Source organism: Nitrosomonas sp. GH22 (assembly GCF_009833115.1).
GTDB classification, from domain to species: domain Bacteria; phylum Pseudomonadota; class Gammaproteobacteria; order Burkholderiales; family Nitrosomonadaceae; genus Nitrosomonas; species Nitrosomonas eutropha.
The window spans coordinates 42,487-68,770 of the sequence record NZ_QRCA01000017.1 but is presented as its reverse complement, the minus strand read 5'-3'; the positions used below and the strand labels follow the sequence as shown (position 1 = coordinate 68,770).

The 26,284-nt window shown below is 49.0% G+C and carries 25 protein-coding genes; 16 read left to right on the top strand and 9 right to left on the bottom strand.

Features of this window, described 5'->3' with window-relative positions; genetic code table 11:
• Complete coding sequence (gnd, locus tag ABF86_RS07035) at nucleotides 1-909, top strand: phosphogluconate dehydrogenase (NAD(+)-dependent, decarboxylating) (RefSeq protein ID WP_074684949.1); 909 nt, start codon at nucleotides 1-3, stop codon at nucleotides 907-909.
• Nucleotides 910-927: 18 nt separating this feature from the next.
• On the top strand, nucleotides 928-2,403 hold the full coding sequence (zwf, locus tag ABF86_RS07030; protein ID WP_074684973.1) for a glucose-6-phosphate dehydrogenase: 1,476 nt from the start codon (nucleotides 928-930) through the stop codon (nucleotides 2,401-2,403).
• A gap of 310 nt (nucleotides 2,404-2,713) precedes the next feature.
• Here zwf and ABF86_RS07025 read toward each other — a convergent pair whose 3' ends face one another.
• The 4 genes from ABF86_RS07025 to ABF86_RS07010 form a co-directional block, all read right to left on the bottom strand.
• On the bottom strand, nucleotides 2,714-3,550 hold the full coding sequence (locus ABF86_RS07025) for an FkbM family methyltransferase (RefSeq protein ID WP_011635161.1): 837 nt from the start codon (nucleotides 3,548-3,550) through the stop codon (nucleotides 2,714-2,716).
• Between the two features lie 185 nt (nucleotides 3,551-3,735).
• A complete protein-coding gene (locus ABF86_RS07020) occupies nucleotides 3,736-4,266 on the bottom strand; it encodes a DUF488 domain-containing protein (protein ID WP_011635160.1) in 531 nt (176 codons plus the stop codon).
• Nucleotides 4,267-4,352: 86 nt separating this feature from the next.
• The gene (gene trmL, locus ABF86_RS07015) at nucleotides 4,353-4,817 is read right to left on the bottom strand and encodes a tRNA (uridine(34)/cytosine(34)/5-carboxymethylaminomethyluridine(34)-2'-O)-methyltransferase TrmL (RefSeq protein WP_011635159.1); all 465 of its coding nucleotides are present in this window, start codon (nucleotides 4,815-4,817) and stop codon (nucleotides 4,353-4,355) included.
• A 53-nt stretch (nucleotides 4,818-4,870) separates the two neighbouring features.
• On the bottom strand, nucleotides 4,871-5,509 hold the full coding sequence (locus ABF86_RS07010) for a ComF family protein (RefSeq protein ID WP_277985860.1): 639 nt from the start codon (nucleotides 5,507-5,509) through the stop codon (nucleotides 4,871-4,873).
• A 142-nt stretch (nucleotides 5,510-5,651) separates the two neighbouring features.
• On the opposite strand from ABF86_RS07010, the gene bioB reads away from it, so the two are divergent.
• Genes bioB through bioD form a run of 5 tightly spaced genes read left to right on the top strand, consistent with a single transcriptional unit; the run spans nucleotide 5,652 to nucleotide 10,169 of the window.
• Entirely contained in the window at nucleotides 5,652-6,668 is a 1,017-nt protein-coding gene (gene bioB / locus ABF86_RS07005) for a biotin synthase BioB (protein ID WP_011635157.1), read from the top strand.
• Nucleotides 6,669-6,673: 5 nt separating this feature from the next.
• Nucleotides 6,674-7,837 carry an 8-amino-7-oxononanoate synthase gene (bioF, locus tag ABF86_RS07000; protein WP_074684948.1) on the top strand — a complete coding sequence of 388 codons (1,164 nt, stop codon included), beginning with the start codon at nucleotides 6,674-6,676 and terminating at the stop codon, nucleotides 7,835-7,837.
• Nucleotides 7,818-8,597 (top strand): pimeloyl-ACP methyl ester esterase BioH, encoded by a 780-nt coding sequence (gene bioH / locus ABF86_RS06995; RefSeq protein ID WP_011635155.1) that lies wholly within the window; start codon nucleotides 7,818-7,820, stop codon nucleotides 8,595-8,597. Before bioF ends, bioH begins: the two co-directional genes overlap by 20 nt.
• Nucleotides 8,587-9,483 (top strand): malonyl-ACP O-methyltransferase BioC, encoded by an 897-nt coding sequence (bioC, locus tag ABF86_RS06990; protein WP_074455919.1) that lies wholly within the window; start codon nucleotides 8,587-8,589, stop codon nucleotides 9,481-9,483. Before bioH ends, bioC begins: the two co-directional genes overlap by 11 nt.
• A gap of 2 nt (nucleotides 9,484-9,485) precedes the next feature.
• Nucleotides 9,486-10,169, top strand: coding sequence for a dethiobiotin synthase (gene bioD / locus ABF86_RS06985; RefSeq protein WP_074684947.1), 684 nt, complete (start codon nucleotides 9,486-9,488; stop codon nucleotides 10,167-10,169).
• 19 nt (nucleotides 10,170-10,188) lie between these two features.
• On the opposite strand, the gene pip is transcribed toward bioD, so the two are convergent.
• Nucleotides 10,189-11,139: a prolyl aminopeptidase gene (gene pip / locus ABF86_RS06980; RefSeq protein WP_011635152.1), complete on the bottom strand. Its 951-nt coding sequence runs from the start codon at nucleotides 11,137-11,139 to the stop codon at nucleotides 10,189-10,191.
• A 283-nt stretch (nucleotides 11,140-11,422) separates the two neighbouring features.
• On the opposite strand from pip, the gene ABF86_RS06975 reads away from it, so the two are divergent.
• The 7 genes from ABF86_RS06975 to ABF86_RS06945 all read left to right on the top strand — a co-directional run bounded on the left by ABF86_RS06975 (nucleotide 11,423) and on the right by ABF86_RS06945 (nucleotide 19,393).
• Complete coding sequence (locus ABF86_RS06975; RefSeq protein ID WP_011635151.1) at nucleotides 11,423-12,586, top strand: patatin-like phospholipase family protein; 1,164 nt, start codon at nucleotides 11,423-11,425, stop codon at nucleotides 12,584-12,586.
• 5 nt (nucleotides 12,587-12,591) lie between these two features.
• Nucleotides 12,592-13,314, top strand: a complete 723-nt coding sequence (locus ABF86_RS06970; protein ID WP_041353845.1) for a TerC family protein — start codon at nucleotides 12,592-12,594, stop codon at nucleotides 13,312-13,314.
• 111 nt (nucleotides 13,315-13,425) lie between these two features.
• Nucleotides 13,426-13,851, top strand: coding sequence for a universal stress protein (locus ABF86_RS06965; RefSeq protein ID WP_011635149.1), 426 nt, complete (start codon nucleotides 13,426-13,428; stop codon nucleotides 13,849-13,851).
• An 88-nt stretch (nucleotides 13,852-13,939) separates the two neighbouring features.
• A complete protein-coding gene (locus ABF86_RS06960; RefSeq protein WP_074684972.1) occupies nucleotides 13,940-14,704 on the top strand; it encodes a 3',5'-cyclic-nucleotide phosphodiesterase in 765 nt (254 codons plus the stop codon).
• Between the two features lie 12 nt (nucleotides 14,705-14,716).
• Nucleotides 14,717-17,098, top strand: coding sequence for a GspE/PulE family protein (locus tag ABF86_RS06955; protein ID WP_074684946.1), 2,382 nt, complete (start codon nucleotides 14,717-14,719; stop codon nucleotides 17,096-17,098).
• Nucleotides 17,099-17,340: 242 nt separating this feature from the next.
• Nucleotides 17,341-18,150: a GGDEF domain-containing protein gene (locus tag ABF86_RS06950; RefSeq protein WP_074684945.1), complete on the top strand. Its 810-nt coding sequence runs from the start codon at nucleotides 17,341-17,343 to the stop codon at nucleotides 18,148-18,150.
• 13 nt (nucleotides 18,151-18,163) lie between these two features.
• Entirely contained in the window at nucleotides 18,164-19,393 is a 1,230-nt protein-coding gene (locus ABF86_RS06945; RefSeq protein WP_074684944.1) for an EAL domain-containing protein, read from the top strand.
• Between the two features lie 340 nt (nucleotides 19,394-19,733).
• On the opposite strand, the gene ABF86_RS12550 is transcribed toward ABF86_RS06945, so the two are convergent.
• Together ABF86_RS12550 and ABF86_RS06935 are read right to left on the bottom strand one after the other, a co-directional pair.
• Nucleotides 19,734-19,985, bottom strand: a complete 252-nt coding sequence (locus ABF86_RS12550) for a hypothetical protein (RefSeq protein WP_204987575.1) — start codon at nucleotides 19,983-19,985, stop codon at nucleotides 19,734-19,736.
• A 51-nt stretch (nucleotides 19,986-20,036) separates the two neighbouring features.
• Nucleotides 20,037-20,204, bottom strand: a complete 168-nt coding sequence (locus tag ABF86_RS06935) for a hypothetical protein (RefSeq protein ID WP_160803501.1) — start codon at nucleotides 20,202-20,204, stop codon at nucleotides 20,037-20,039.
• 280 nt (nucleotides 20,205-20,484) lie between these two features.
• Between ABF86_RS06935 and ABF86_RS06930 the strand changes: the two genes are divergently transcribed.
• A complete protein-coding gene (locus ABF86_RS06930) occupies nucleotides 20,485-20,625 on the top strand; it encodes a hypothetical protein (protein WP_160803500.1) in 141 nt (46 codons plus the stop codon).
• A 124-nt stretch (nucleotides 20,626-20,749) separates the two neighbouring features.
• Here the strand turns inward: ABF86_RS06930 and fumC are convergent, their stop codons facing one another.
• Nucleotides 20,750-22,150: a class II fumarate hydratase gene (gene fumC, locus ABF86_RS06925; protein ID WP_074684942.1), complete on the bottom strand. Its 1,401-nt coding sequence runs from the start codon at nucleotides 22,148-22,150 to the stop codon at nucleotides 20,750-20,752.
• 48 nt (nucleotides 22,151-22,198) lie between these two features.
• Nucleotides 22,199-22,618: a preQ(1) synthase gene (queF, locus tag ABF86_RS06920; protein WP_011635142.1), complete on the bottom strand. Its 420-nt coding sequence runs from the start codon at nucleotides 22,616-22,618 to the stop codon at nucleotides 22,199-22,201.
• Nucleotides 22,619-22,704: 86 nt separating this feature from the next.
• Here queF and smc point away from each other — a divergent pair, with 86 nt between their 5' ends.
• Nucleotides 22,705-26,277, top strand: a complete 3,573-nt coding sequence (smc, locus tag ABF86_RS06915) for a chromosome segregation protein SMC (protein ID WP_083341432.1) — start codon at nucleotides 22,705-22,707, stop codon at nucleotides 26,275-26,277.
• Nucleotides 26,278-26,284: the final 7 nt, after the last annotated feature.

Sequence of the window (26,284 nt, the reverse complement as noted above, 5' to 3'; positions counted from 1 at the left end):
ATGGAATTCGGTATAGTGGGTTTAGGGCGAATGGGTGGCAACATGGCACGTCGTCTCGCCGAGAAAGATAAAAAAATTGCAATAACGAATCGCAGCTTTAATGTAACCGAAGCATTGGCCAGAGACATGGGACACACAGCGTGCAAAAGTTATGCTGACCTGGTTGCTTCACTTGAAAAGCCCCGCATCATCTGGCTGATGCTGCCAGCGGGCGAAGTAACTGAAACAGCACTTTCTGCATTGTTGCCGTTGCTATCGGCAGGTGATCTGATTGTGGATGGTGCCAATACGCACTGGCAAGATGATATTCCCCGTGCAGCACGTTGTGCAGAGCAAGGTATTGAATTTGCCGATGCGGGGGTTTCTGGGGGGGTATGGGGGCTAGAAAACGGCTATTGCATCATGTTTGGTGGATCAAATGCCGCTGCGGCACGCCTGAAACCCTATATGGAAGCATTGGCGCCAACCCCGATGACCGGCTGGCTACATACTGGGCCGGTTGGATCGGGGCATTACGTGAAGATGGTACATAACGGTATCGAATACGGCATGATGCAAGCCTTGGCCGAAGGGTTTGCGCTGATGAAGGACAAACCTGGATTTGATCTTGACCTTGCTGCAATCGCCGAATTGTGGCGGCATGGCAGCGTGGTGCGTTCGTGGCTACTTGATTTGTCTGCGGACTTCTTGGCGGAAGATCAGGCGCTTGATGATATTGCTCCTTTCGTAGCGGATTCCGGTGAAGGGCGTTGGACGACACTTGCTTCCCTGGAGCAAGGAATTCCTGTGCCCGTGATCACGCTTGCACTGATGATGCGTTTTGCCTCACAGGGGAAAAATGATTATGCCGCTAAAATGCTAGCAAAAATGCGTCATGGCTTTGGCGGCCATGCTGTTAAAAAGGACTAAATAATGGGTGGTGCAAAAATGGATCAATCCCAAAATTTACCTTGCTCGTTTGTTATTTTTGGAGCAACAGGGGATCTTGCCGCACATAAATTGTTACCAGCCTTGTTTGATCTGGAGCATGCCGGTCGCTTGGCGGATAACCTTTTCATCATTGCTTTTTCACGGCGGGAATGGACAACGGACGATTGGCTTGAATATGTACGTTCGATACTAAAAAACAAACTTGATCAGCCGTCTTGCCAAGCGTTACTGGAACGTTTTCTGGCGCGCTTTCGTTACTTGCGAGGGGATCTTAAAGAGGTAGATTCCTATCACGCACTTGCTGCGGACATAGCACCTGGATCAGCCTGTTCTCGCACAGTGTTTTATCTGGCAATCCGTCCAGCTGATTTTGTAACGGTAATTAAAAATCTCAAAGTTGCTGGTTTGAATGAGCCACGCGGTATGAACCGGGTGGTCATCGAAAAACCATTTGGGGAAGATCTGGAATCGGCACAAGTGCTGAACCGTGTATTACACCAGTATTTTGATGAAGAACAGATTTATCGTATTGATCATTTTCTGGGTAAGGAAACAGTACAAAATCTGCTGGTTTTCCGGTTTGCCAATACAATAATCGAGCCATTGTGGAATCGCAATTTTATTGACCATGTACAAATTACGGTTGCAGAGTCAATCGGTATTGAAAAACGCGCAGGCTATTATGATCGCGCAGGAGCATTGCGTGATATGTTGCAGAATCATCTCATGCAACTGTTAACTGTGGTAGCGATGGAACCTCCACCTGCTCTGGAAGCGGATGCGTTGCGTGATGAAAAGGTCAAGGTGTTGCGGTCGATTCGCCCGATTGCTAAACGCGCAGTGCATGCACATGCAGTGCGCGCACAATATACACATGGCAATATTGACGGGCAGTCGGTGGTGGGTTACCAACAGGAAGAAAACGTTGAGTCAGATTCGATTACTGAAACTTTTGCTGCAGCTAAATTCTATATTGATAATTGGCGTTGGCGCGGTGTTCCGTTTTATCTACGAACGGGAAAACGTATGCCCAGGCGGCATTCGATGATTGCGATTCGTTTCAAACACCCTCCGCAGCAACTTTTCCGCGAAACACCACTGGAGTCAATCGACCCTAACTGGGTATTGTTGTCGATTCAACCGGAAGAATCCATGCATATGGAAATTCACGTTAAACAACCGGGCTTGGATATGAATACCCGCGTAATACAAATGAATGCAAGTTTCCTCAGGACGGATGAGCAAACGTTGGGTGCTTATGAAACCTTGCTGTTGGATGTAATTGAAGGCGATCGTTCATTGTTTATTCGCTTTGATGAGGCTGAATGGGCGTGGCGAGTCATTGATCCAATCTTGAAATTCTGGACGGTTGAGCGTGAATATATCGCAACTTATCCTGCCGGCAGCTGGGGGCCGGCTGAAGCCAACCGATTGTTTGACAGTGATGATCAGGTTTGGCGTAATGAGCTTTAACCTGATCATTTTTTATGCGCCATCGTGCATGGATTGTGGATAAAGATGTTCTGCTGAAGCTGGTTCAGACTCGGTTACCTGATTGACTGGCATTTTATGTTTTTAGTGGTTGTATCCAGACGCAGCGACAGAATAGATAGACTACAATAATATTTTTAGTCCGTAACTTAAACCTACCTGTTCAGTCCCGGATGATTGTATAGATAAAACTCGTTATCCGCTGTTCATGGCGCGAGCTGTCATGAGAGAGCTGATAGAATCCTTCAAGCCATCCGGGATGCGACACCTGCCGACTTTAACCGGTGGGTATTTAGTTTTCAAAATCACGAAAACAGAAAATGGTTTCTCCAGAAATGAGGTAGTCAAATGGATATTGGCTTACACATGAAAAAAATGATCTGCTTGTTCCTGCCCAAGGCATTAGCCAATCATCCAGTTCAAGCATAATAAGGTGAGTATTACTGACCCAACTGGTATTATTTTTGAATAGATTACTTTGAGCTCCCTCAATATCCACCTTAACAATAAATGGGGTACTGGTTCCGGCTAAAGTGCAGATTTCATCAATTGTATAAGTGCGAATTATTTCTTTTGAGTTATCGATAGTAGTCGTAGTTGCAACACGGAAACTTGCTGATCCTGATGCTGGATTAATAATACGTAAGTTAGCATTTTCGTGCCAAATTCCCCCTCGTAACGCGACTACACGGCCTTCCAGAGAAGCTATATTTAGCTTAAGCATCATGAAATTATTTTCATCAGGCTCGATTGCATATATAGTGGCTTTTGGAAATAACTTTGCCAGAAATAATGCTGATAAGCCAATATTTGCACCACAATCAATAATTAATGGCTTATAGCCTTTCTTAACGTATTCTTGATATGTGGACATTAACCGGTTGCTTTGCGGAAATCGCAACATGTTATATTGACGCTGAACGATGCATTGCCAGAAAATTGAATAATCACTAGTTGTTTTCCGTAAATATATTGGTTCCGGATAACCCGGTACAGTATATTTTTTGGTTATTGTAGATGTTTTGAAAATGGTACCTTCAATCAAGAGTAGTAAACGAAAACCATGGAATAATCCAAATGACTTGATATAGTTTGGTAGCTTTGAGATTAACTTGTAAAGAAGATTCATTTTCTGTTTTTTGGTTAAGTTTATAAGGGTTTCTAGCGTTATCAGTATGATTGAAGAAAATGCTGTAAATGAAGTGTGTGCATAAATACTTATTTGATAATCCTATTAGATTGTCATAATGCTGACAGCTTTATCCGACTTGTTCCTGAAAAGGGGCGCATTTTTGTAGGTGATCTTGTCAATAGTTATAATGGGTAAATGATAGTGTGGTCAGCCTGAATTTGCGCACCCTCAGTTAGGTGTGCCGCTTCTACGCGATTGTGTCCCATCAGATGAAAGACAATTTCGCCATGTGCGAGTAAGTAATCCGAAACGATACGTCGGTGACAACGCCACCAAACAGCTTCCGCGCACATCATGACACAACGATGCGTGCGCCCCAGTTCAATCAGTCTGTTTAATCCTTCCTGGAAAGCAACTGAAAGTGTGTAATCAGCATAATTATGAAAACTCTGGTTCACCCAGAAGCCGTTTGTATCTGGCAATACAGTCTTGGATTTACCGCGCAATCCTCCCAGCTGCGTGATGTATTCATAGCCGATCCCCAATACTGCCAGCCTGCCAGGTAATGTGTCCTGATTGTATTGCGGATTGGTTCGTGATCGTGGCACAGTGCGTATATCCGCAATCAGTTCTATTTGTACCGTACGCAGTAGATTAACGAATTCTTCCAATGTACGGGTTGAATGTCCGATGGTGTAAAAGGGGAGATTCATTTTCCTGTCCTGTTTGTACTGCTGTAAGGAGACATTCCCATAGTGCCTGATATGAGGAGGGTGAACAACCGGATGAATATTACACTCTAGACACCACCATCAAAACCAGTTTGTCGCCAGGCTTCGTAAATAATAACCGCTGCTGAATTGGAGAGATTCAGGCTGCGAGAAGAAGGAACCATAGGAATACGGATACGGCGATCCTGAGAGAAATCTTCCAGTACTTCAACAGGCAATCCACAAGTTTCAGAGCCAAACAAAAAGACATCATCAGTCGTATAATCCACTTTATCGTAGTGCTTTGTTGCCTTGGTGGTGACAGCAAAAATCCGGCATCCATCCATGAGGCTCAGGCAGGATGCCAGATCTTCATGCACGGTGAGGCGTGCCCATTCGTGATAATCCAGCCCGGCGCGCTTCAGTTGCCGGTCACTCAAGTTGAATCCCAGTGGTTTGATCAGGTGCAGCTGTGTGCTGGTGTTGGCACAGAGGCGGATGATATTGCCGGTATTTGGCGGGATTTCCGGCTGATGGAGGATTACCTGTAGCATGTTGATCAGTTTGTCAGATTGAATGATTGTCGGTCCGTATTATTTTCGGATGATTAACTCGGAAATGCCCGGGCGACAACCCAGGCGCGAACACTGCCTGCCCCCTGGCGAAGGATAACTCTGGCCAGTTCATTCAGGGTGGCGCCGCTGGTCATGACATCATCCACGATAGCAACCTGTTTTCCGGAAAAATGCTGGGTACAGATAAAGGCATTACGAACATTCTGTTTCCGTTTCTTCCATGGAATCTCAGTCTGCGAAGGAGTGCTGCGTGTGCGTACGCAGGCGGCAGGTAGCAATTTGCATCCTGTCTTTCTACACAGATGACGACTGATTTCGAGCGCCTGATTGAATCCTCTATCCCGCAGCCTGTCCGGATGAAGCGGTACCGGAATGACATAGTCAGGTAAAGAATCTTCCTGGAGTTCTGTCAGCAGCAAATCTGCCAGTATTGGTGCCAGCGACAGTTCGGAGCGGTATTTCAGTGCCTGTATCAGTGCATCAACCGGATAGGTGTAACGCACGGCTGCTCTGACGTGGTTCCAGGCGGGCGGCTTGCGCAGACAGGCACCACAAATCTGTGAGGAAGGCACTGGTAGCAGGCAAGAAGGGCAGTGTACTTGAGACAGTCTGGGAAGATCATGCAGGCAGGCTGCGCAGATATCTCGATGATCAGACACTTGACATAACACGCAATGCTTATGTTGGAATAATTGCACAAAATTTAATCGCCTGTTCAAAATTCCAGAAGAAAAAATTGACAACCTAAAAGGTATCCGTAATGATCGCCTATCATTTATTATAACTTGGAGCAGGCTATCGCCGAGAATGATCATGGAATCCCGAACCGATTTAATTTCTGAAAAACAGTGCGGATGCACATATTCCAACCCTGATTTGGCAGTACAGCAAGAATCATCGTCACGCTGGTTGGTGGCAGATGTTGAATCACTGTTGGGTTTGCCGTTTAATGATCTGATTTTTCAGGCGCAAACGGTACACCGCCAATATCACGATGCTAATGGCGTGCAATTGTCTACGCTGCTGTCAGTAAAAACTGGTGGATGTTCTGAAGACTGCGCCTATTGCCCGCAGGCGGCTCGTTATCATACCGGGGTGGAAAATCAAGCAATTTTGTCGCGTGAGGAAGTAGTGATGGCGGCCACCAAAGCCAAGGAAAGTGGCGCAACGCGCTTCTGCATGGGAGCCGCCTGGCGGGGACCCAAGCAACGTGATATTGAGCACATGACCGAGCTCATCAGTGCAGTTAAGGATTTAGGGCTGGAAACCTGTGCTACATTGGGTATCCTGAAACCCGGGCAGGCCGTTCAACTCAAGCAGGCCGGGTTGGATTACTACAATCACAATCTCGATACCTCTCCTGAGTTTTATGGCGAGGTCATTACTACACGCGAATATCAGAATCGCCTGGATACATTGGACGAAGTGCGCGGTGCCAATATCAATGTTTGTTGTGGTGGCATTGTTGGCATGGGGGAATCACGTACAGCCCGAGCCGGCCTGATTGCACAACTGGCCAGCCTTGATCCTTATCCTGAATCAGTGCCGATCAATTACCTGGTGCAGGTCGAAGGCACACCTTTGTATGGTATACCTGAGCTCGACCCGTTTGAATTTGTCCGCTCTATCGCAGCAGCCCGTATCACCATGCCCAGAGCAAAGGTCAGGCTTTCTGCTGGCCGCCGACAGATGTCGGAAGCTATTCAGGCACTGTGTTTTCTGGCCGGTGCCAACTCTATCTTTTATGGTGACAAACTGCTCACGACCGGCAATCCGGATACGGAACAGGACGCAGCTTTGCTCGAAAAACTGGGATTGCACGCACTTTAACCACCATGCTACCGGACTTAGCTGAAGCGCTGCAACAGCGCAGGCAGGAAGGGTTGTATCGTTTTCGCCCGGTGCTGGAAGGGCCGCAATCCCCGCGTGTGACCATTGATGGCCGGGATTTTCTGGCTTTTTGCAGTAACGATTATCTGGGGCTGGCTAATCATCCAGCCCTGATCGAAGCAGTAGCAGCAGGTGCACGACGTTACGGTGTGGGTTCGGGCGCTTCTCATCTGATCAGTGGTCATTCCCGCGCACATCATGAACTGGAAGAGGCACTGGTGGAGTTCGTCGGCCTTCCACGTACCCTGCTGTTTTCCACGGGCTACATGGCCAATATGGCGGTGGTGACTGCGCTCATGGGGCGGGAAGATGCGATTTTTGCAGATCGTCTCAATCATGCTTCACTCAATGACGCGGCTCTGCTGTCACGTGCCAGCTTCATTCGTTATCCCCATCTTGATCTTGCTACCCTGGAGAAGCAGCTGAAGACGACACAAGCCCGGCGGCGGCTGATCGTCACCGACGCAGTATTCAGTATGGATGGTGACAGGGCGCCGGTTGCCGAGCTGCTGGCGTTGTGTCAACGCTTTGATGCCTGGTTGTTGCTGGATGATGCGCACGGATTTGGTGTGCTGGGTGAACAGGGCAAAGGCAGTTTGTATGATCCGCAGGAGGTGGAGCGAAATGTACCACATCTGATTTACATGGCAACGCTGGGCAAGGCAGCAGGAGTATCCGGCGCGTTCGTGGCAGCGCAAGCGTCAATGATTGAAACGCTCATTCAGCATAGCCGTACCTATGGCTATACCACGGCGGCAGCCCCGTTGCTGGCACATGCCTTGCTGACCAGTTTACAATTAATCAGTCAGGGTGTCTGGCGACGGGAGCGGCTTGTTCAATTGATAGAGCAGTTGCGACAAAAGCTGCAATCTCTCCCCTGGCAACTATTGCTATCGGATACACCGATACAGCCATTGCTGGTGGGCGGAAGCCGGGAGGCCGTCCGGCTGGACCAGGCGTTGCGTGAGCGTGGTATCTGGGTGCCGGCTATTCGCCCTCCGACAGTGCCGCAAGGCATGGCACGGTTGCGCATCAGTTTGTCTGCGGCTCATGCTGGGGAAGATGTCGATCAATTGAGTGCAGCCTTGCATGATCTGGCTGGATGCTGATATGACCCGGTTGCATATTGAGACAAGCGGGAGCGGGCCTGATCTGGTGATGTTGCATGGCTGGGCCATGCACAGTGGTGTATGGGAGTGTGTGTCAGAGCCGCTCTCCCGGCGTTTCCATCTGCACTGCATTGATTTGCCGGGGCACGGTGCTAGCCGTGATTGTGCGCTGGATTCTCTGGAGCAGATGACCGAAGTGATTGCAGACCATTTGCCTGATAACAGCATTGTGTGCGGCTGGTCGCTCGGTGGGCAAGTGGCGATCAGGCTGGCATTACAGATGCCGGAACGGGTACAACAATTAGTACTGGTTGCCAGTACCCCTTGTTTCGTCAAACGTGCCAACTGGCCATGGGGGATGGAATCATTAACCCTGACCCTGTTTATGGAAAATCTGGCACGTGACTATATGCAAACCCTCAATCGTTTCTTGACACTGCAAGTTAGCGGTAGCGAGGATCAGACCCGGGTACTGGCACGGCTGCGCAAGAGTATGTTGAGTGGTTTGTCACCGGAGTTTGCAACGTTGCAGGCAGGATTAAAGATTCTGCAAACTAGTGATTTGCGAGCTGAACTGGATCAAATTAAACAGCCTGTGCTGCTGATTCATGGCCAGAATGATGTTATCGCGCCTGTTGGTGCTGCTGAATGGACGCAGCAGCACTTGTCCCAGGCGCAATTGAAGCTGTTTCCTCATTGCGGCCACGCGCCGTTTCTTTCTTTTCCTGAGCAATTTGTGGGTTGTTTCGATGCTTTATGATCATGTACTCGACAAGCGCATGTTGCGCCGGTCATTTGAACAGGCGGCGACCAGTTATGACCAGTCTGCCGTACTGCAGCGGGAAATATGCGACCGTATGTTGTCACGTCTGGAATATATCAAATATGTTCCCGGCAAAATTATCGATGCAGGCAGTGGAACCGGTTACGGTACGCGCAAGCTGATCGAACGCTATCCTGCGGCAGAAATCATGTCGATGGATATTGCGCTGACGATGCATGATCGTGCACGTGCAGCCATGCTGGAGAAAATACCTGGTTGGCAGCGCTGGCTACCATTCAAGCATCATCAACCCAGAGGCTATATCTGCGCAGACATAGAACAGTTGCCCCTGCGCGAAGCCAGCGTTGGCATGATCTGGTCCAACCTTGCATTCCAGTGGTGTAATGATCTCAGGCGGACATTTGCAGAAGCGCATCGCGTACTGGAGGATGGTGGTTTGTTGATGTTCAGCACGTTTGGGCCGGATACACTGAAGGAATTACGGCAAGCCTTCAAGTCAGTGGATCCGTTTAGTCATGTCAATCGTTTTACGGATATGCATGATGTGGGTGATATGCTGGTGGGTTGTGGCTTTTCATTGCCGGTGATGGATATGGAATATATTACATTGACCTACGATGATGTCAAAAGCGCTATGCAGGATCTCAAAGCAATTGGTGCCCGCAATGTGACACAAGGGCGCAGACGCGGCTTGATGGGCAAGACGACATGGCAGCAAGTGATCAATCAATATGAAACCTTGCGCAAGGATGGCAGGCTGCCAGCAACCTACGAAGTAGTTTATGGGCACGCCTGGAAACCGGAGATGCGTAAAGTTCAGCTAAAGCCGGAGACGCGGCGCAAGCTGGGGCTGGATCCGTAATAATGGCAACAGGATTCTTTGTAACGGGTACGGATACCGGAATTGGTAAAACTACAGTGAGTTGTGCGCTGTTGCATGCGTTTTCTACGCATGGCTATACCGCTGCCGGAATGAAGCCAGTGGTGTCAGGTCGTGAAGATGGATTATGGCAGGATGTGGAAAATCTGCAGGCAGCCAGCACGGTCAGCATGCCACGTAAACTGATTAATCCTTATGCCTTTGTCGAGTCAATAGCACCGCATATCGCTGCACAGCAGACGAATATCCGTATCGATCTGGAAGTGATTCGGCAGGCTTGCGAGAAGCTGCAAACAGCAGCAGAGATAACGATTGTCGAAGGTGTCGGTGGTTTCATGGTGCCGCTGTCGCTATCAGGTTTGTCAGGCGATCGATACGACACGCGTGATCTGGCCTGTGTGTTAGGGCTGCCAGTAATCCTGGTTGTGGGAATGCGGCTAGGTTGTCTTAACCATGCATTACTGACAGCTCGCGCAGTTGAATCAGCCGGTTTGAAATTGGCAGGCTGGGTGGCAAACAGAATTGATCCGGATATGTTGCAGCCGGAAGCAAACCTGCAAACACTGGTCGAATGGCTGGATTGCCCATTATTGGGTATCTTGCCGTATCAAGCGCAACCTGACGTGCAGCAACTTGCGCAATATCTTGATCTTTCCAGATTACGGTAACCGGGTGATTCAGGCCTGATTACAGTATCTGCCTGAATTTCTCGGTAGCCTTGATGAGTTCAGCCTGAATCCCAAGTTCCCAGGCGGAATGGCCGGCATCATTGACGACGATATACTCAGCCTGTGGCCAAGCCAGGTGCAGATCATATGCGCTGACAATCGGACAAACCGCATCATAACGCCCTTGAACAATGACACCAGGCAAGTGGCGAATCTTGTGCACGTTGTCCAGCAAGCTATTTTCCGGCAGAAAAATATTATTCTTGAAATAGTGTGCTTCAATCTTTGCCAGCCCCAGCGCAACAGTATTACTGGAGAAATAATCAACTGTATCCGGGTTGGGTAACAGGGTTGAACAGCTTCCTTCATAGCGACTCCATGCTTTTGCAGCTGGCAGATGGATATCAGGATCGGGATGAATCAGTAAACGATAGTAGGAAGTGAGAATGTCGCGTTGTTCGTCTATCGAGAGGCGGGATACAAATTCGTGCCAGACTTCTGGAAAAATATTTTGTAGTCCATATAAAAACCAGTGGATTTCACTGGGGCGACAAAGAAAAATACCACGTAGTACAAATCCCAGGCAGCGTTCAGGATGCGCCTCACCGTAGACAAGTGCCAATGTGCTGCCCCAAGATCCGCCAAAGATCAGCCATTGTTTAATACCAAGATGGTGCCGCAGCTTTTCGATGTCCGTGATGAGCAGAGTAGTGGTATTGTCCTTTATTTCACCCAGAGGAGTGGAACGTCCGGCACCACGCTGGTCGAAAATAACAATCCGGTAATGTGCCGGATCAAAAAAACGGCGATGACCGGGCGTGGCACCAGCACCGGGCCCTCCATGGAGGAACAGAACAGGAATACCTTCCGGGTTACCCGATTGTTCCCAGTACATGGTGTGAATGCCATCCAGTGGCAATGTGCCGTGATTATAGGGTTCAATAGGGGGGAAAAGCTCGGTGTGTGCCATAGTGAGTGATGTGTCAGTTTGTTTTTAGGGAAAATGCTGATTGTGTCTGTGCTAGGGTATTTTAGCACTTTGCCTTGTTAGGGCTGTAACCTGTGATTCGGCCAGGATGTTGTTAACCGGTTTTTGCTGACGCAGGATGCGCAGGATGCATGAGAATATCTCACTGATGTGAGAGTTACTGTATAGTCGCGCGAGTGTGGGCATGGTAATGAAAGGTAAGCAGGAACGAGAATAATGATGTTGGCAGGAATCAGAGTAAAGAATGTCCTAAAATGAGTTGTTCGTGAGTGAAATACCCCGAAATGATTCACAGCAGCCAAGGTTGGGCCTGGTTCTGACCGGCGGTGGTGCGCGGGCGGCTTATCAGGTAGGCGCATTGCGAGCCATTGCCGAAATGCTGCCATCGCATGCACGCAGCCCTTTTCCGGTGATTTGTGGCACTTCTGCCGGGGCGATCAACGCCGCAGGCCTCGCCATGGCGGCAACCCATTTTTTGACAGGAATCAAGCGGCTGGAAGCCGTATGGAGCAATCTTCATACTGGCCAGATTTATCGCTCTGATCTGATCGGCGTGTTACATACAATGTTGCGCTATTTTGGCTCGATTGTATCAAGCAGAATGGCGGGGAAACCGGTTTCGCTGCTGGACAACACTCCGCTCAGACAATTGCTGGCCTGTCATTTGCCTTTCAGAGGCATACGCAGGAGTATTCATGCCGGGGCGCTGCATGCGCTCGGCATAACAGCCTGGGGTTATGCTTCCGAGCAATCGGTCACTTTTTATCAGGCTAATCCCAGCATTATTCCCTGGAAGCGTGCACAGCGTATCGGTGTTCCATCACGTATCGGTATCCAGCACCTGATGGCGTCTGCTTCGATTCCATTGATTTTTCCGGCAATCCGGGTTAATCGCGAATATTTTGGTGATGGTTCCATGCGGCAGTTTGCGCCGTTGAGCCCGGCATTACATCTGGGGGCAGATCGCTTGCTGGTGATCAGCGTCAATGAAAAGAAAGAAGCTGATTGCGAACGTATCAAGGTGACTGGCTATCCACCTCCGGCGCAGATTGCCGGACATGTGATGAACAGTATTTTTGTTGACGGTCTGGATGCCGATCTTGAGCGCTTGCGACGTATTAACCAGACACTCAGCTTGATTCCTGAAACACAAACAGGAAATATGCCTTTGTTACGTACGATAGACTGCATGGTAATTACACCAAGTGAAAGAATTGATGAACTGGCGCAGGCATATGCCAGCAGTTTGCCGCGTACAATCCGCTATTTTTTCCATGCTGCCGGCGCAATGGGGCCAAAAGGTTCGGCCATGCTCAGCTATGTATTGTTTGAGGCACCTTTCTGCCAGGCGCTGATTGATCTGGGTTATCAGGACACGCTGCGGCAGCGGGATGAAGTGCTTGCATTTATTTTCGGACAACAGGAGTAAAAATGATGGGAATGGCCGATCCCCAATTCTGGGTTGCCGTTTTTCAGATTATCGCCATTGATATTGCACTCGGCGCTGACAATGCCGTGATCATTGCATTGGCCTGCCGGAATTTGCCTGAGAACAAGCGTAATCAGGGAATATTCTGGGGGATGGTGGGGGCGATCGGGATACGTGTCCTGCTGGTTTTTTTCGCCCTCCAGTTATTGGCACTACCTTATCTAAAAATAATTGGTGCTTTTTTGCTACTGTGGATCAGCGTTAAACTGTTGTTACCGGAACCGGGCGCCAGCGAAAGCGGACCGATTGTGAAGGGGGGGGGGGCAACCCTGCCCAGTGTGATCAAAACAATCATTGTCGCCGATACGGTAATGAGCCTGGACAATGTTATGGGTATAGCCGGCGCAGCCAGGGACAGTCTCGCTCTGGTGATATTTGGCTTGTTGTTCAGCGTGCCGATTATCGTCTGGGGCAGTAAACTGGTGATGAAATGGATTGAGCGTTTTCCCGTTATCGTTGTTGTCGGTGCCGGTTTGCTTGGTTGGATTGCTGGTGGATTGCTGACGACTGATACGGTTAGCCAGGAGTGGGTGGATACACAGGCTGCTTATCTGCATTGGCTTGCTCCACTAAGCTGTTCCCTGCTGGTGATCGGTATTGGAAAGTGGCTGGCAGCCCGGATACATAAAAGTATGGGTGTTTCAGTCGATTTGCTGGGGAAAGATTGAATCCGGGTAATCAGGTGGTATATGTTGCAGAATGATCAAGCAGTAAATTTTAAGTATCAGCTGATTATCAAAGTGTTGTTTGTGATGAGTTACACGTGAAAAGGGGGTCTTATGCTAAAAATGTTACTGCCAGTGGATGGTTCCGAGGCTTCCGAACGGGCAGTTGAGGAATTTGTAAAACGGCTTGACTGGTACCGTGAAAAACCGGAGATTCATTTATTGAATGTGCGAATTCCGCTGACTGGTAATGTTTCCATGTTTGTCAGCAAGGAGGAGATTGGGGATTATTACCGAGAGGAAGGGCTTAAAGGCCTGAAGCAGGCTCGTGATTACCTGGAAGAAAGAGGAATCGCTTACCGACACCATATTGTTGTGGGTGAGGTGGAGACCATGATCTTGCAATTTGCCGAAGAAATAAAATGTGACCAGATTGTTATTGGTCCGCGCGGGTTGGGCGCTGTCAAGGGCTTGCTGCTTGGCTCTGTTGCCAGTAAGCTGATTCAGCTTTCAACTGTTCCGGTATTATTACTTAAATAATAGCAGAAATAAGCCGTAATCCTCCATTTATTGCAGTAAATGATTTGCTGCAATTTTCCGTTAAATCCGGAATGGAGGATTGGTAATCTTGAGATTAAAAGTATTGGGTTGTGGCGGTGGAATAGGGAGTGATTCCCATACTACTGCGATGTTGCTGGATGAAGATATTCTGATCGATGCCGGTACCGGAGTTGGCACGCTTACTCTGGATGACCTGCTGAGAATTGATCATATATTCGTTACGCACGCCCACCTGGATCACATTGCTTTCATTCCTTTCCTGGTAGATACAGCCGGCAGTCTGCGCGACCGACCACTGATTGTGCATGCTCTGCCATCTACACTGGCGTGTCTGCAGGCACATATTTTCAACTGGCATATCTGGCCGGATTTTTCTTGTATTCCTGATGCAGTTCATCCTTATATGCGCTATGAGCCGATTACTGTGGGTGAAGCTGTGGCGCTGGGTTCACGCAGGATCACGCCTTTACCGGCGTATCATATAGTTCCAGCGGTAGGTTTTCAGCTTGATTCCGGGCAATCCAGCCTGGTATTCACCGGCGATACCACTGCTGATGATGCGTTATGGGAAGCTATCAACCAGATTCCAAACCTGCGCTATCTGATTATCGAATCCGCCTTTAGTGACGCCGGTCAGGATATCGCAGCACGTGCCGGACATTTTCATCCGGCTATGTTGGCAAATGAACTGAATAAACTGCAGCATAATGCCGAAATATATATTACCCACCTACGGCAAGGAGAGGCGGAAGTGGCCATGCGCGAGATTCTTGCGGGCGTTACGCGTTTCAGCCCCCGCAGATTGATGAGTAATCAGATATTTGAATTTTAGGATAGCGTAAACATGAGTACATCTCAGGTTTTTCAAGCTGGCTCGGGCATTGTCTCCGCAGCGGGAATTTCACTCAATTCCGCCAATCGTCTGCGTTCCGTGATTGACAGGATTCACGCAGCAGGGAATATCGACGAAATCATGTTTGAGGTGAACCGGGATATCTGCGAGGTGTTTAATGCAGATCGTCTGACAATTTATACCGTAAGTGGTGATAGAGCCAGCCTTGTTTCGCGTATTAAAACCGGGCTGGACTCCTGCCAGGATCTGAAATTGCCAATTAATGAACAGAGTATTGCCGGCTTCGTGGCTTTACACAGAAAAACTGTCAATTTCAGGGATGTTTATGATCGGAATGAACTCAGGAAACAGGGGGAATACCTGCGGTTTTTACAGGAAGTGGATAAACGGACAGGATACCGGACCAAACAGATGCTCGTGGTGCCGATCCCGAGTGCTGGTGATAATGATTTGCTGGGTGTAGTGCAGCTCATTAACAATAAGTCTGACGAGCCTTTTTCACAGAAGACAGTTGATAGTTTGGGTGAAATTTGCCAGGTGCTGGCGGCTGCCTTTAAGCAGCACCGGATGCAGCAGCTGTTGGGCAAGACCCGTTATGATCAGCTGATCGTCAATGCTGTGATCAGCACCGGTGAGTTTGAGCTGGCGACCAGACGGGCACGCGAAACAGGCCGTGATCTAGAAGATGTGTTGATTGATGAATTTGGTATCAGCGTCATACAGATAGGCGGAGCTTTGGCCAGCTTCTTCGGTGTGAAATATGAAGGTTACAGGGCGGATCGGATCAGGCCGCTGGATCTGCTGAAAAATCTCAAACGGGAGTTTGTCGAAAGCAATAGCTGGTTGCCGATAGATGATGGAAATGATGGATTGGTAGTGCTGACGCTGGATCCCGAGCGTATCAAGGCCTTGCGTATCGTCAATCAGATTTTTCCAAAGCGTAAAATCATCTACACGGTTTGTACCCAGCGTGAATTCAAAGCTACGCTGGATGTATTTTATGGCGCCACAGAGGCTGAAAATCTGGGGGGCAGCATTGACGATATGCTCTCCAATCTGGAAGAGGTCGTGGAAGAAACCAGGGAAGCTGAAACAGATGAAGCCTCGGCTGCTGCAGACAACGAGCTGGTCAAACTGGTGAATCGCATTATCATGGACGCCTATAAAATGGGGGTTTCAGATATCCATATTGAACCCTTGCCCGGTAAGGGAAAAACCAGTGTCCGCTTCCGCAAGGACGGTGCACTGATGCCTTACATCGAAATTCCCGCCAGTTACCGCAATCCGTTAGTGACACGTCTCAAGATCATGTGTGATCTGGATATCTCAGAAAAACGTAAACCGCAGGATGGCAAGATTAAGTTCCGGAAATTTGCGCCGCTCGATATTGAGCTGCGGGTTGCAACCATTCCTTCAGCCGGTGGCGTGGAAGATGTCGTGATGCGTATTTTGGCGGCAGGTGAGCCGATTCCACTGGAAAAAATGGGATTTACTCCTGCCAATCTGGAGCAATTGAAATCAATTATCAGTAAACCCTACGGATTATTTTTCGTTTGCGGGCCGACTGGTTCTGGTAAAACAACAACACTACATTCCATTCTCAAATATCTGAACCGACCGGAAACCAAAATCTGGACGGCGGAAGATCCGGTTGAAATCACGCAAAAAGGATTGCGTCAGGTACAAATCAACACCAAGGCCGGTCTGACCTTTGCCACTATCATGAAATCTTTTCTGCGAGCAGATCCGGATATCATCATGGTAGGCGAGATGCGTGATAAGGAAACGACCGGGATCGGTATCGAAGCCTCGCTTACCGGGCATCTGGTATTTGCCACGTTACATACCAACAGTGCGCCGGAATCCATCATCCGCTTGCTGGATATGGGGATGGACCCATTCAATTTTTCAGATGCATTACTGGGGATTTTGGCGCAACGTCTGGCCAGGCGGTTGTGTAAATGCAAAAAAGCACACACGGCCAGCCGGGAGGAAATTCGTGCGTTACTGACAGAGTATTGTGAGGAACTGAAAAACATTGAGCACTTCAAGGCTGATCCTGATGCAGCCTATCGTGAAATTGAAGTCCGCTGGATCCAACAATATGGGGATGAAAAAGGGCAGATTACGTTGTATCAGCCGGCCGGTTGTGAGCATTGCACGGGAACCGGTTATGCGGGCCGGGTCGGTTTGCACGAGCTACTGACAGCTACTGATGCACTCAAAAAAAATGTACAGGAACACGCGCGTGTTGCTGAAATGCTGGCTACCGCGCTGGGTGACGGCATGCGTACCCTGAAACAGGACGGGATAGAAAAAGTGCTGCAGGGAATTACCGATATTCATCAGGTACGTGCGGTATGTATCAAATAAAGGATATCTCTAATATCCTGCCAGATGTTTATAAAAACATCTGATCGGTTGTATGGTTGAATACCAGCATGGTTTTCCTTTAATTCCTTCTTTTGCTCTAAACAGGTTCTGTTAGCCTTTCTGTTACTAAATGAATGCTTCGGCAAGGTTTTTCTAAATCCCGGTTGGCGCTCTTCTTAGGTGGCTTTCCGGATTTTTCCGGGTGATTACAACGATTGCGGTACCGTTTCAGGAGGATAATTGTGAAGATTTCGGATGAGAAAAAGGTATTGCAGCTGGTCAAATCTTCGACTACAGGCAAAAAAAGAACCAGGGCTGAAGGAAAGAGCCAGAAACTTGTAACCGGTGCAGATGAGTATAGTCAACAGGTTGAACAATACGCTCGTCGAATCCGGGAAACCAGTGATGTAAACGAGATTATCGATATTCTGGATACAGTGCTGGGTGAAACCAAGAGTCTGCGTTACAGCAACGAAATATATAGCGCACAAGAACAGGTGCGGCTTGCTGAGAATCAGATCGAATCACTTAAGCTGGAGCTTGAACAGCTGCGGGAGCTCATCCATTACGATCCAATGACGGGGGCATTCAACCGGCGCGGTCTGGATGCTGTTTATTTACGGGAGGCAGCACGTGCCGACCGGAATGAAAATACATTATGTGCAGTTATGATTGATCTGGATAATTTCAAGTGTATTAATGATGCCTATGGCCACCAGTTCGGTGATGATGTCCTGATTCATCTGGTAAAGCTGGCAAAAAAATCGCTACGATCAAGTGATGTGGTCGCCCGCTACGGTGGTGAAGAGTTTGTCATATTGCTGCCGGATACCACCCTGGAATCAGCGGTTTGGGTGATGCAGCGCCTGCAGAATAGTTTCTCCAAAAAAACGCTTCCAGACATGGATGGCAGTTCTGTTCCAATTGCTTTCAGTGGCGGTATTGCTTTTCGGCAGCTTCGCGAAAGCCAGAAATCCTTACTAAAACGAGCGGATGAAGCGCTTTGTCAGGCCAAGAAATCCGGTAAAAATCGCATCATGATTGCCTCTTAATAGCAGATATTTAATGGAAAATGCTTTTTTGGGCAAGCAACCAATTCTGGATCGCAATCAGAAGTTGATCGCTTATGAGCTCCTGTTTCGGACAGCAATGGATATTAACCAGGCAGAAGTTTCAGATGGTTTTCATGCTTCGGCCAACGTGGTGGTGAACGCATACGGTTACCTGGGTATCCAGCAGGTTCTTGGTAATCTGCGCGGGTTTATCAATATCGATCATGGATTGCTTCTGGATGATGTGGTTTTGTTGTTACCCAGTAAACATGTAGTTCTGGAGCTGCTGGAGACTATCCCGGCGACCCCTGAAGTGGTACAGCGTTGCGCCGAATTGAAACGGATGGGGTACCACCTTGCGTTGGATGACGTGACTTGTATTGATGATAGAACCGAAGCATTGCTCCCGTTTGCCAATGTAATTAAGGTCGATGTATTAGCATTGACGGATGCAGAAATTAGTCAATTGATCCAAAAACTGAAAGCATGGCCGGTTATCCTGCTGGCAGAGAAGGTGAATAGTCCGGAGCGGGCGAGGATATGTATGGATTTGGGATTTGAGATGTTCCAGGGCTACTTCTTTGCCAAACCTATCATTGTTTCAGGTAGCAAGATCAAATCCAGCAGATTATTTCTGTTGCGTTTGTTGTCGTTAGTGATGCACGGTGCCGAGATTGATGAGATTGAGCGGTTATTCAAGCACAAACCAGGCCTGAGCTATAGTCTTTTACGTGTGGTTAATTCTGTGGCAGCGGCATTACCTCATAAAATCGGCTCTATACGACAGGCTTTGATAGTGATGGGCTATCGTCCTTTACAAAGATGGATTCAGTTACTGCTCTATGCTGCTGATCCTGCCGGAAAATTAACCAATAACAATGCATTGATGCAAACAGCTGCCATTCGCGGAAGGTTGATGGAGCTGATTGCTACCATTGATCGCCCGCATGATAAGAATTACCAAGATCGAGCTTTCATGACTGGAATAATGTCTTTACTGGATACATTGTTCAGTATGGATATTCAACAGATAGTGAATAAACTGGAAATGCCAGATGAAGTTATTCGTGCGCTGTTGCATCGTGAAGGACGACTTGGCTGCAAATTGAGACTGATTGAAGCCAGAGAAAAAAGGGATATGAAACAAGTAGAGAGCATTATGACTGGGCTTGAATTCCTGGATCAAACCAGCTTGGCAAAAGCAGAGCTTGATGCCCTGGATTGGGCCAATCATATACATTAGTCGCTTCGCATGAGAAACTCGAGGTAGTTTAACCCCTGTATCACGGGGTTGTAGAGCCGAGCCACGTCGGCCACAGCGTCACGTGTGTCTGGCGGTTGAGTCGCCAGAGCGATGCACCGCTCTGGCGCATCTGCTGCAAGGCATCGGCATCGTCACTGGCTCCCGGCAGTGAAGCTCGTGAAGAGTTGGTCTTACTTGCTGTGAGCCTTCCTCGGTTTGAACGTGAAGCCCAGGAAGGCGAAGCTCATATGCGGATGCTGTTCGGCGCGGTTGTTGTCCTTGCAGTAAACGACCTTTGATTTCTCAGAATGCATCGTCAACCGTGATGTGATGGATCACATTACATTACATATTCTGCCTGCTTCCAGCTACGGTAGTGAATCGCCGCGTCATCTGCGTAGCAGGCGAACGGACAGTTGGGGTTGGTGCGCTGCATCCACGTGCCGAAGGCGTAGTGCATCAACAGGTTCACCAGGATGGGACTGACCTCCGCCTTGCGCAGTGCCGCGTTCGTGTGGGACGCGTACATCGCCGTCGGTTCCGAACGGCAGAGCTGGCGCAGGCTGGCAATCTCATAAAGTGTATCTTCCATGAGCGTTTGCTTCCTTGGTCAGGGCTTGTTGCTCTGATCGAACTGTACTACTCAACAAGTGGGTGTCGTGGCGAGCAACCACTGCCACTGAAAAGTATGTTGTGCGTGCATATTGCCCAAATTGTCTACAACTACTCTGATCCGGGCATGCTGTGCAAAGAATTGCTCTCGTCGCGTGACCTTCTTCTTGTTGGCTTGTTCGAGATCACTGAAACTCATCTGGTTGCATGAGGATGACAATAGAAAAAAGATGAATAACAAATTTTACTAAAGGATTCGTGCAGAGATTCCTTAGCCGAGCCTCCACTTTTACTTCCATTGTCAAAAAAACTGGGTTAGAATCTTTTTCAGCTTTATGGATTTACAGAAGTAATAGTAGGCACATAAGGTGAGCAGTGCCGGGTGTCTGAACTAATAAAGTCATCATCAGTTTCCCGAGCAAATGGGAGTTTATCTGAGAAGAGATAAAAGTATTTAATTTAATTAGGAGGATAAGGCCATGGGATACAGTGATGTAGCAGTAAGCCAGAGAGAAGCAGAAAAAAATGAACAAGCATGGAAAGTAATTTTAATCGCTTTGGTAGCTTTTATTGCGATTGGTGCAACAATCTGGTTTGGTGGACTTGGCGGTAAATACTAATTTTATAGCACTTAGTGCACCATATTAGGCATCCTGAATTCTTGAAATTCAGGATGCCTAATTTTTTTCAGCTATTAAGCCGGGTTATTATCTGATCGGTAGAGTAGGTGGTACTTCCTCCGTTTTATAGACTTCTTTTATTTCCCACCATTTTTTGTGGATCAACCCACGCATCAAATTGTTCTGCGGTGACATAGCCGAGCTTGATTGCTGCTTCTCTCAACGTTAGTGCCTCATGATGGGCTTTTTTAGCAATTTCGGATGCTTTGTCGTAGCCGATGTAGGGATTAAGCACAGTAACCAGCATCAGTGAATTTTGTAAATGTTGCTGAATACGTGTTGTATTGGCGGTAATGCCCGCGGCGCAATGCGTATTGAAGCTTTTTATGCCATCTGCCAGCAGGCGTGCGCTTTGCAGAAAATTATGGATAATCAGCGGTTTCATAGCGTTGAGTTCAAAATTTCCCATGGCACCACCGAGGTTGATCGCAACATCATTGCCCATGACCTGGCACGCCAGCATGACCACGGCCTCTGCCTGAGTGGGGTTGATTTTGCCGGGCATAATCGAACTACCAGGTTCATTCTCCGGGATAAAAATCTCGCCGATGCCACAACGCGGGCCAGATGCCAGCCAGCGGATATCATTAGCGATCTTGATTAGCGCAGCGGCTAGCGTTTTTAGCACGCCATGCGCATGAACGAATGCATCATGTGCGGCCAGCGCTTCGAATTTATTAGGGGCAGTGATAAAAGGATAGCCGGTGAGGTGTGCAATTTCTGCTGCGACGCGCTGTGCAAATTCCGGATGGGTATTAAGACCTGTTCCCACGGCAGTTCCGCCCAACGCCAGTTCAAGCAAGTGTGGCAGGGCGGATTCAAGATGAGCAAGACCGTGGTCGAGCTGTGATACATAACCTGAAAATTCCTGCCCCAGCGTCAATGGGGTGGCATCCTGCAAATGGGTGCGGCCAATCTTGACAATATCTGAGAACTCGGTTGCCTTGGATGCTAATGTATTATGCAATGCTTCCAGTGCAGGAATCAGTCGGCTGCGGATGGCTCCTACTGCAGCAACGTGCATGGCAGTGGGAAACACATCATTGGAAGATTGTCCTCGGTTGACATGATCATTGGGGTGCACCTTGCGATCTTTGCCGCGCGTACCACCCAGAATTTCCGAGGCACGGTTGGCTAGCACCTCGTTCATGTTCATGTTGGTTTGCGTACCGGAACCGGTTTGCCAGATGACCAGTGGAAACTCGTTGGCATGCTTGCCTGCCAGCACTTCATCAGCAGCGGCGATGATTGCCCGAGCGATGTTTTCCTCCAGCAATCCCAGCTCCTGATTGACACTGGCAGCTGCGCGTTTGACCACTGCCAGCGCATGAATCAGTGCTGGTGGCATGCGTTCTCCGGAAATGGTGAAATTGGTGAGTGATCGCTGGGTCTGTGCGCCCCAAAGTGCGTTGACAGGTACTTGCACCGTACCCATTGCATCATGTTCTTCGCGATACGAATCCATTATGGCTATTTCCCGAGAGAGATTGACGAGTTGTATGAAAGAAAGCGATTAGCTACGGGTATTGAACTGTTCATCGAAGGATTCCAGAAATACCGGAGGCTGAGGGTGCCAGCCTTTCTTGCGATGTTCTGCAACGACATTGGTAAAAATTCCGCCACGGACGTAAAATTTTGAGGTCAGCCGAATAAAGCGGGGTTTCATGGCAATAACCAGATCATCCAGAATCTGGTTGGTGACTGCTTCATGAAAAGTACCCTCATTGCGATACGACCAGATATAGAGCTTGAGACTCTTGAGTTCGATACATTTTTTATCCGGAATGTAATCCAGCGTTAGTCGCGCAAAATCTGGTTGCCCGGTTTTTGGGCACAAGCAGGTAAACTCCGGTATTTCCATGTGAATCCGGTAATCGCGTGTCTGAATAGGGTTTTCAAAGGTTTCCAGTTGCTTTGAAGGCTGTGTGGTCATAGTTTCCTCAGTTCTCCCGATTTTCGGTTCTTCTTTATGACAGGTAAATCATTTAAAATAACCAGGCAACCTGAAATTATAACCTCTTGCCTTCCAAATTGCGCCTGACCGAAATAAAACTAGCTGGTTTTAAAACATTTGTTGATCCTACAGTCGTACCTGTACCGGGAAACCTGGTCGGGATCGTCGGGCCGAATGGCTGCGGCAAATCCAATGTCATTGATGCTGTACGCTGGGTATTGGGTGAATCGCGTGCTTCGGCATTGCGAGGAGAATCATTGCAGGATGTGATTTTCAGTGGATCGGTTACGCGCAAACCGGTTGGGCGCGCTAGTGTGGAGTTGGTCTTCGATAACGGCGCAGGCAAGGCAGCAGGCCAGTGGAAAGCCTACAACGAGATCGCTATCCGACGTGTGCTCCAGCGCGATGGTGAATCCTCCTATTACATTAATAATATCCGTGTACGCCGGCGAGATATTACCGATATGTTTCTGGGGACGGGCGTTAGCGGGCGGGGCTACGCCATTATTGAACAGGGGATGATCTCCCGTATTATCGAAGCCAGGCCGCTGGAATTGCGCGCGTTTCTTGAAGAGGCGGCCGGTATCACTCGTTACCATGAAAAGCGCCATGAAACCGGATTGCGTCTGACGGATGCACGCGGCAACCTCCAGCGCGTAGACGATGTGTTGCAGGAACTGGACAAGCAACAGCAGCATCTTGAGACACAAGCCGAATATGCGACACGTTACCAGGATTTACATAAGCAATTGGCTGCTGCACAACAGGCGTTCTGGACCCTACGCAAGCAGCAGGCAACGGAATCTCGGCATGCGGCGCAGGAAGAGATTGAACGCCTGACGCAGGAAATGGAAATTATCCGCTCCAGTTTGCAGGAAACAGCTGAGAAACAGGATGAGCTGCGCGTACATCACCGGATCGTGAATGATCGTCAGCATCAGGCCCAGGGAGCACTGTATGCTGCTGAAGGCGAAATTGCACGCATCGAACAAAGTATCCAACATATTCGTATAAACAGAGAGCAACTCGATCGTCAAATTGCCGAGGCAGAGCTGCAATTGCAAAACCATGAGCAGCAACTGGATAAAGCGAATGAAAGCCTGATGTCCTGGCAGAACAAGCTGACACAGGCTGAGGATGATCATCTTTCCTGCAGAGAAGAACATGCACGAGAAGCCGGAGAGTTGCCACAAATAGAATCGGCCGCGCAATCAGATCAGGTACAGCTGGCCGAATTGCGGGAAAAACTGGCATTGGCCAGACAGAATGAAAAATTGCAGCAGAACCAGCAGGCGTATGCCGAAAAAACATTGCAGCAGTTGATAATGCGCCATGAGCGTTTGCTGGGAGAGCAGTTGAGCCAGCCGGAGATTGATCCGGTGCAACTGGATGAATTGCAGATGGAATCTGCAGAGTTGGCTGCCCTGTTGGAGCAGCGCCAATGTTTGCTTGGTGAACAGGAAACACAAATACATAGCATGCAACAGGAACGTGATGCTATTCGACAAGTTATCCAATCGTTACAACGTGACCTTGCCCAGGCCAATGCCCGCCGTGATGTTTTGCAGCGTCTGCAAAACCAGATCGAAGATAACCAGGAATTGAATGCGTGGATGACCAGGAACCAGCTGGATGTACTGCCAAGGCTGTGGTTACAGATTTCAGTTGAATCCGGTTGGGAAACGGCGCTGGAAGCGGTGCTGCGCGAGCGTATCCAGGCAGTGGCTGTAGATCGGCTGGAGCAGGTGCTGGATTGGGAGGTTGGCCAAGGAAAACGGCCATCAGCAAAATGGTCGGTATGCGAACTGGTAGAACCGGATCAGTCAGCCGGTAGCCACAATCTAATAAGGCCGGATCGGTCAACCTGGAAACCACTCAGTATATTGCTGAATTGTCATAGTCCGGCTGTACAAGCAGTGTTGGAGAACTGGCTGCATGGCATATTTGTAATTGACGACCTGGAATCTGGCTTGGCAATCAGGAAACAGCTGGCAGCTGGCGAGATGTTGGTAACAGCGGAAGGGCACAGTATTACCGGGCACGGAGTGAGTTATTTCGCACCGGATTCGGCAGTACACGGTATCCTGCAACGCCAGCGCGAAATTGCGCAGATCAGCGAGGAATGTGAGCAAATCGAACACTCTGTTTTATCCAAACAGCAGACGCTGGCCGAGGTGGAGCAGAATTATCAGCATATTGTGGCCGAGATCGTACAAACCCGCAAGGCGATCGAGGCAACCAGAACACAACAACACAGTCGGCAGATACAGATTGTGCAGCTGATGCAGAAAATTGAGCGCGTGGCGCAACAGCAGACCCAACTTGAAACTGAGTTGGCTGACTTGGCAGTACAGATTGAGGAAGAATTATCCCAAAAGCATCAGGTAGAAATGGAGCTGACTGCCTGTGAAGCAGAAAGAGTAGTGTTGGAAGCGCAAGCAAGTCAGGCGGAATCCACCAGTCAGCTATCCGGGCAGGCGCTGGTATCGCAGCGGTCACTGGTACAGCGTTTATTGGACAAATTGCGTGAAGCTGCTTTCAGCGAGCAGAACTGCCAGAGCAAGGTGGCCGATTGCGAGCAGCGTATCGACATGATTATCCGGAACAAGGTTGTGCTAACTGAAAACATACAAAAGTTGCAGCATATCCGCGCTGATCTGGATGAATCGTCGTTGGCAGCAGATGCGGCGCATTGGCAGATACAACGCCATCAGCACGAACAGGCGCTGATGGCAGTTCGATATGAGCTGGAAAATACAAACAATACATTACGGGAGACGGAACAGGCCCGAATGCAGGCTGAGCAACAGCTGCATAAGTGCGGCGAGGCGGTGGGGCAAGCGCGACTGCGTGAGCAGGAAGCGGGGATAACTGAAGCCCAGTTTGCAGGCAAGCTGGCAGAATCCAGTGAAATTACGTCGGAAATGTTGCAGCAATCCATAAATGAATCGCCGGCTAGGTTGCAAACGCACATCAATCGACTGGGTGGGGAGATCGCTGCCCTCGGTCCGGTTAATCTGGCAGCGTTGCAGGAGCTGGACGCATTGAAATCACGCCGGATGCATCTTGAAGAACAATCGCTGGATTTACGGGAGGCCATTGACACACTGGAGCAGGCGATTCGGCAGATAGACCATGAAACTCGGCAGCGTTTGGAGGAGACCTTTAATCAGGTCAACCACAATCTTGGCGAATTGTTTGCTTCCATTTTTGGGGGAGGGTCTGCGGAACTGGTGCTGAGCGGTGAAGATATTCTGGATGCGGGCGTGCAGCTGAATGCGCATCCGCCGGGCAAGCGCAACAGCTCCATTCAACTGCTTTCTGGTGGTGAAAAAGCCTTGACGGCGTTGGCGCTGGTGTTTGCGCTGTTCAAACTGAATCCTGCACCATTCTGCCTGCTAGATGAAGTGGATGCCCCGCTGGACGACAGCAACGCGGGGCGTTTTTGCGAGCTGGTCAGGCGTATGTCCGATGAAACTCAATTCCTCTTCATCAGCCATAACAAGATCGCCATGCAGATGGCGCAGCAACTGATCGGTGTCACCATGCGCGAACAGGGCGTTTCGCGGGTGGTGACAGTGGATATTGGCAAGGTGATGGCAGATGTGGTGGATTATGGATCAGAAGAGCCTGCATAAATCTCGT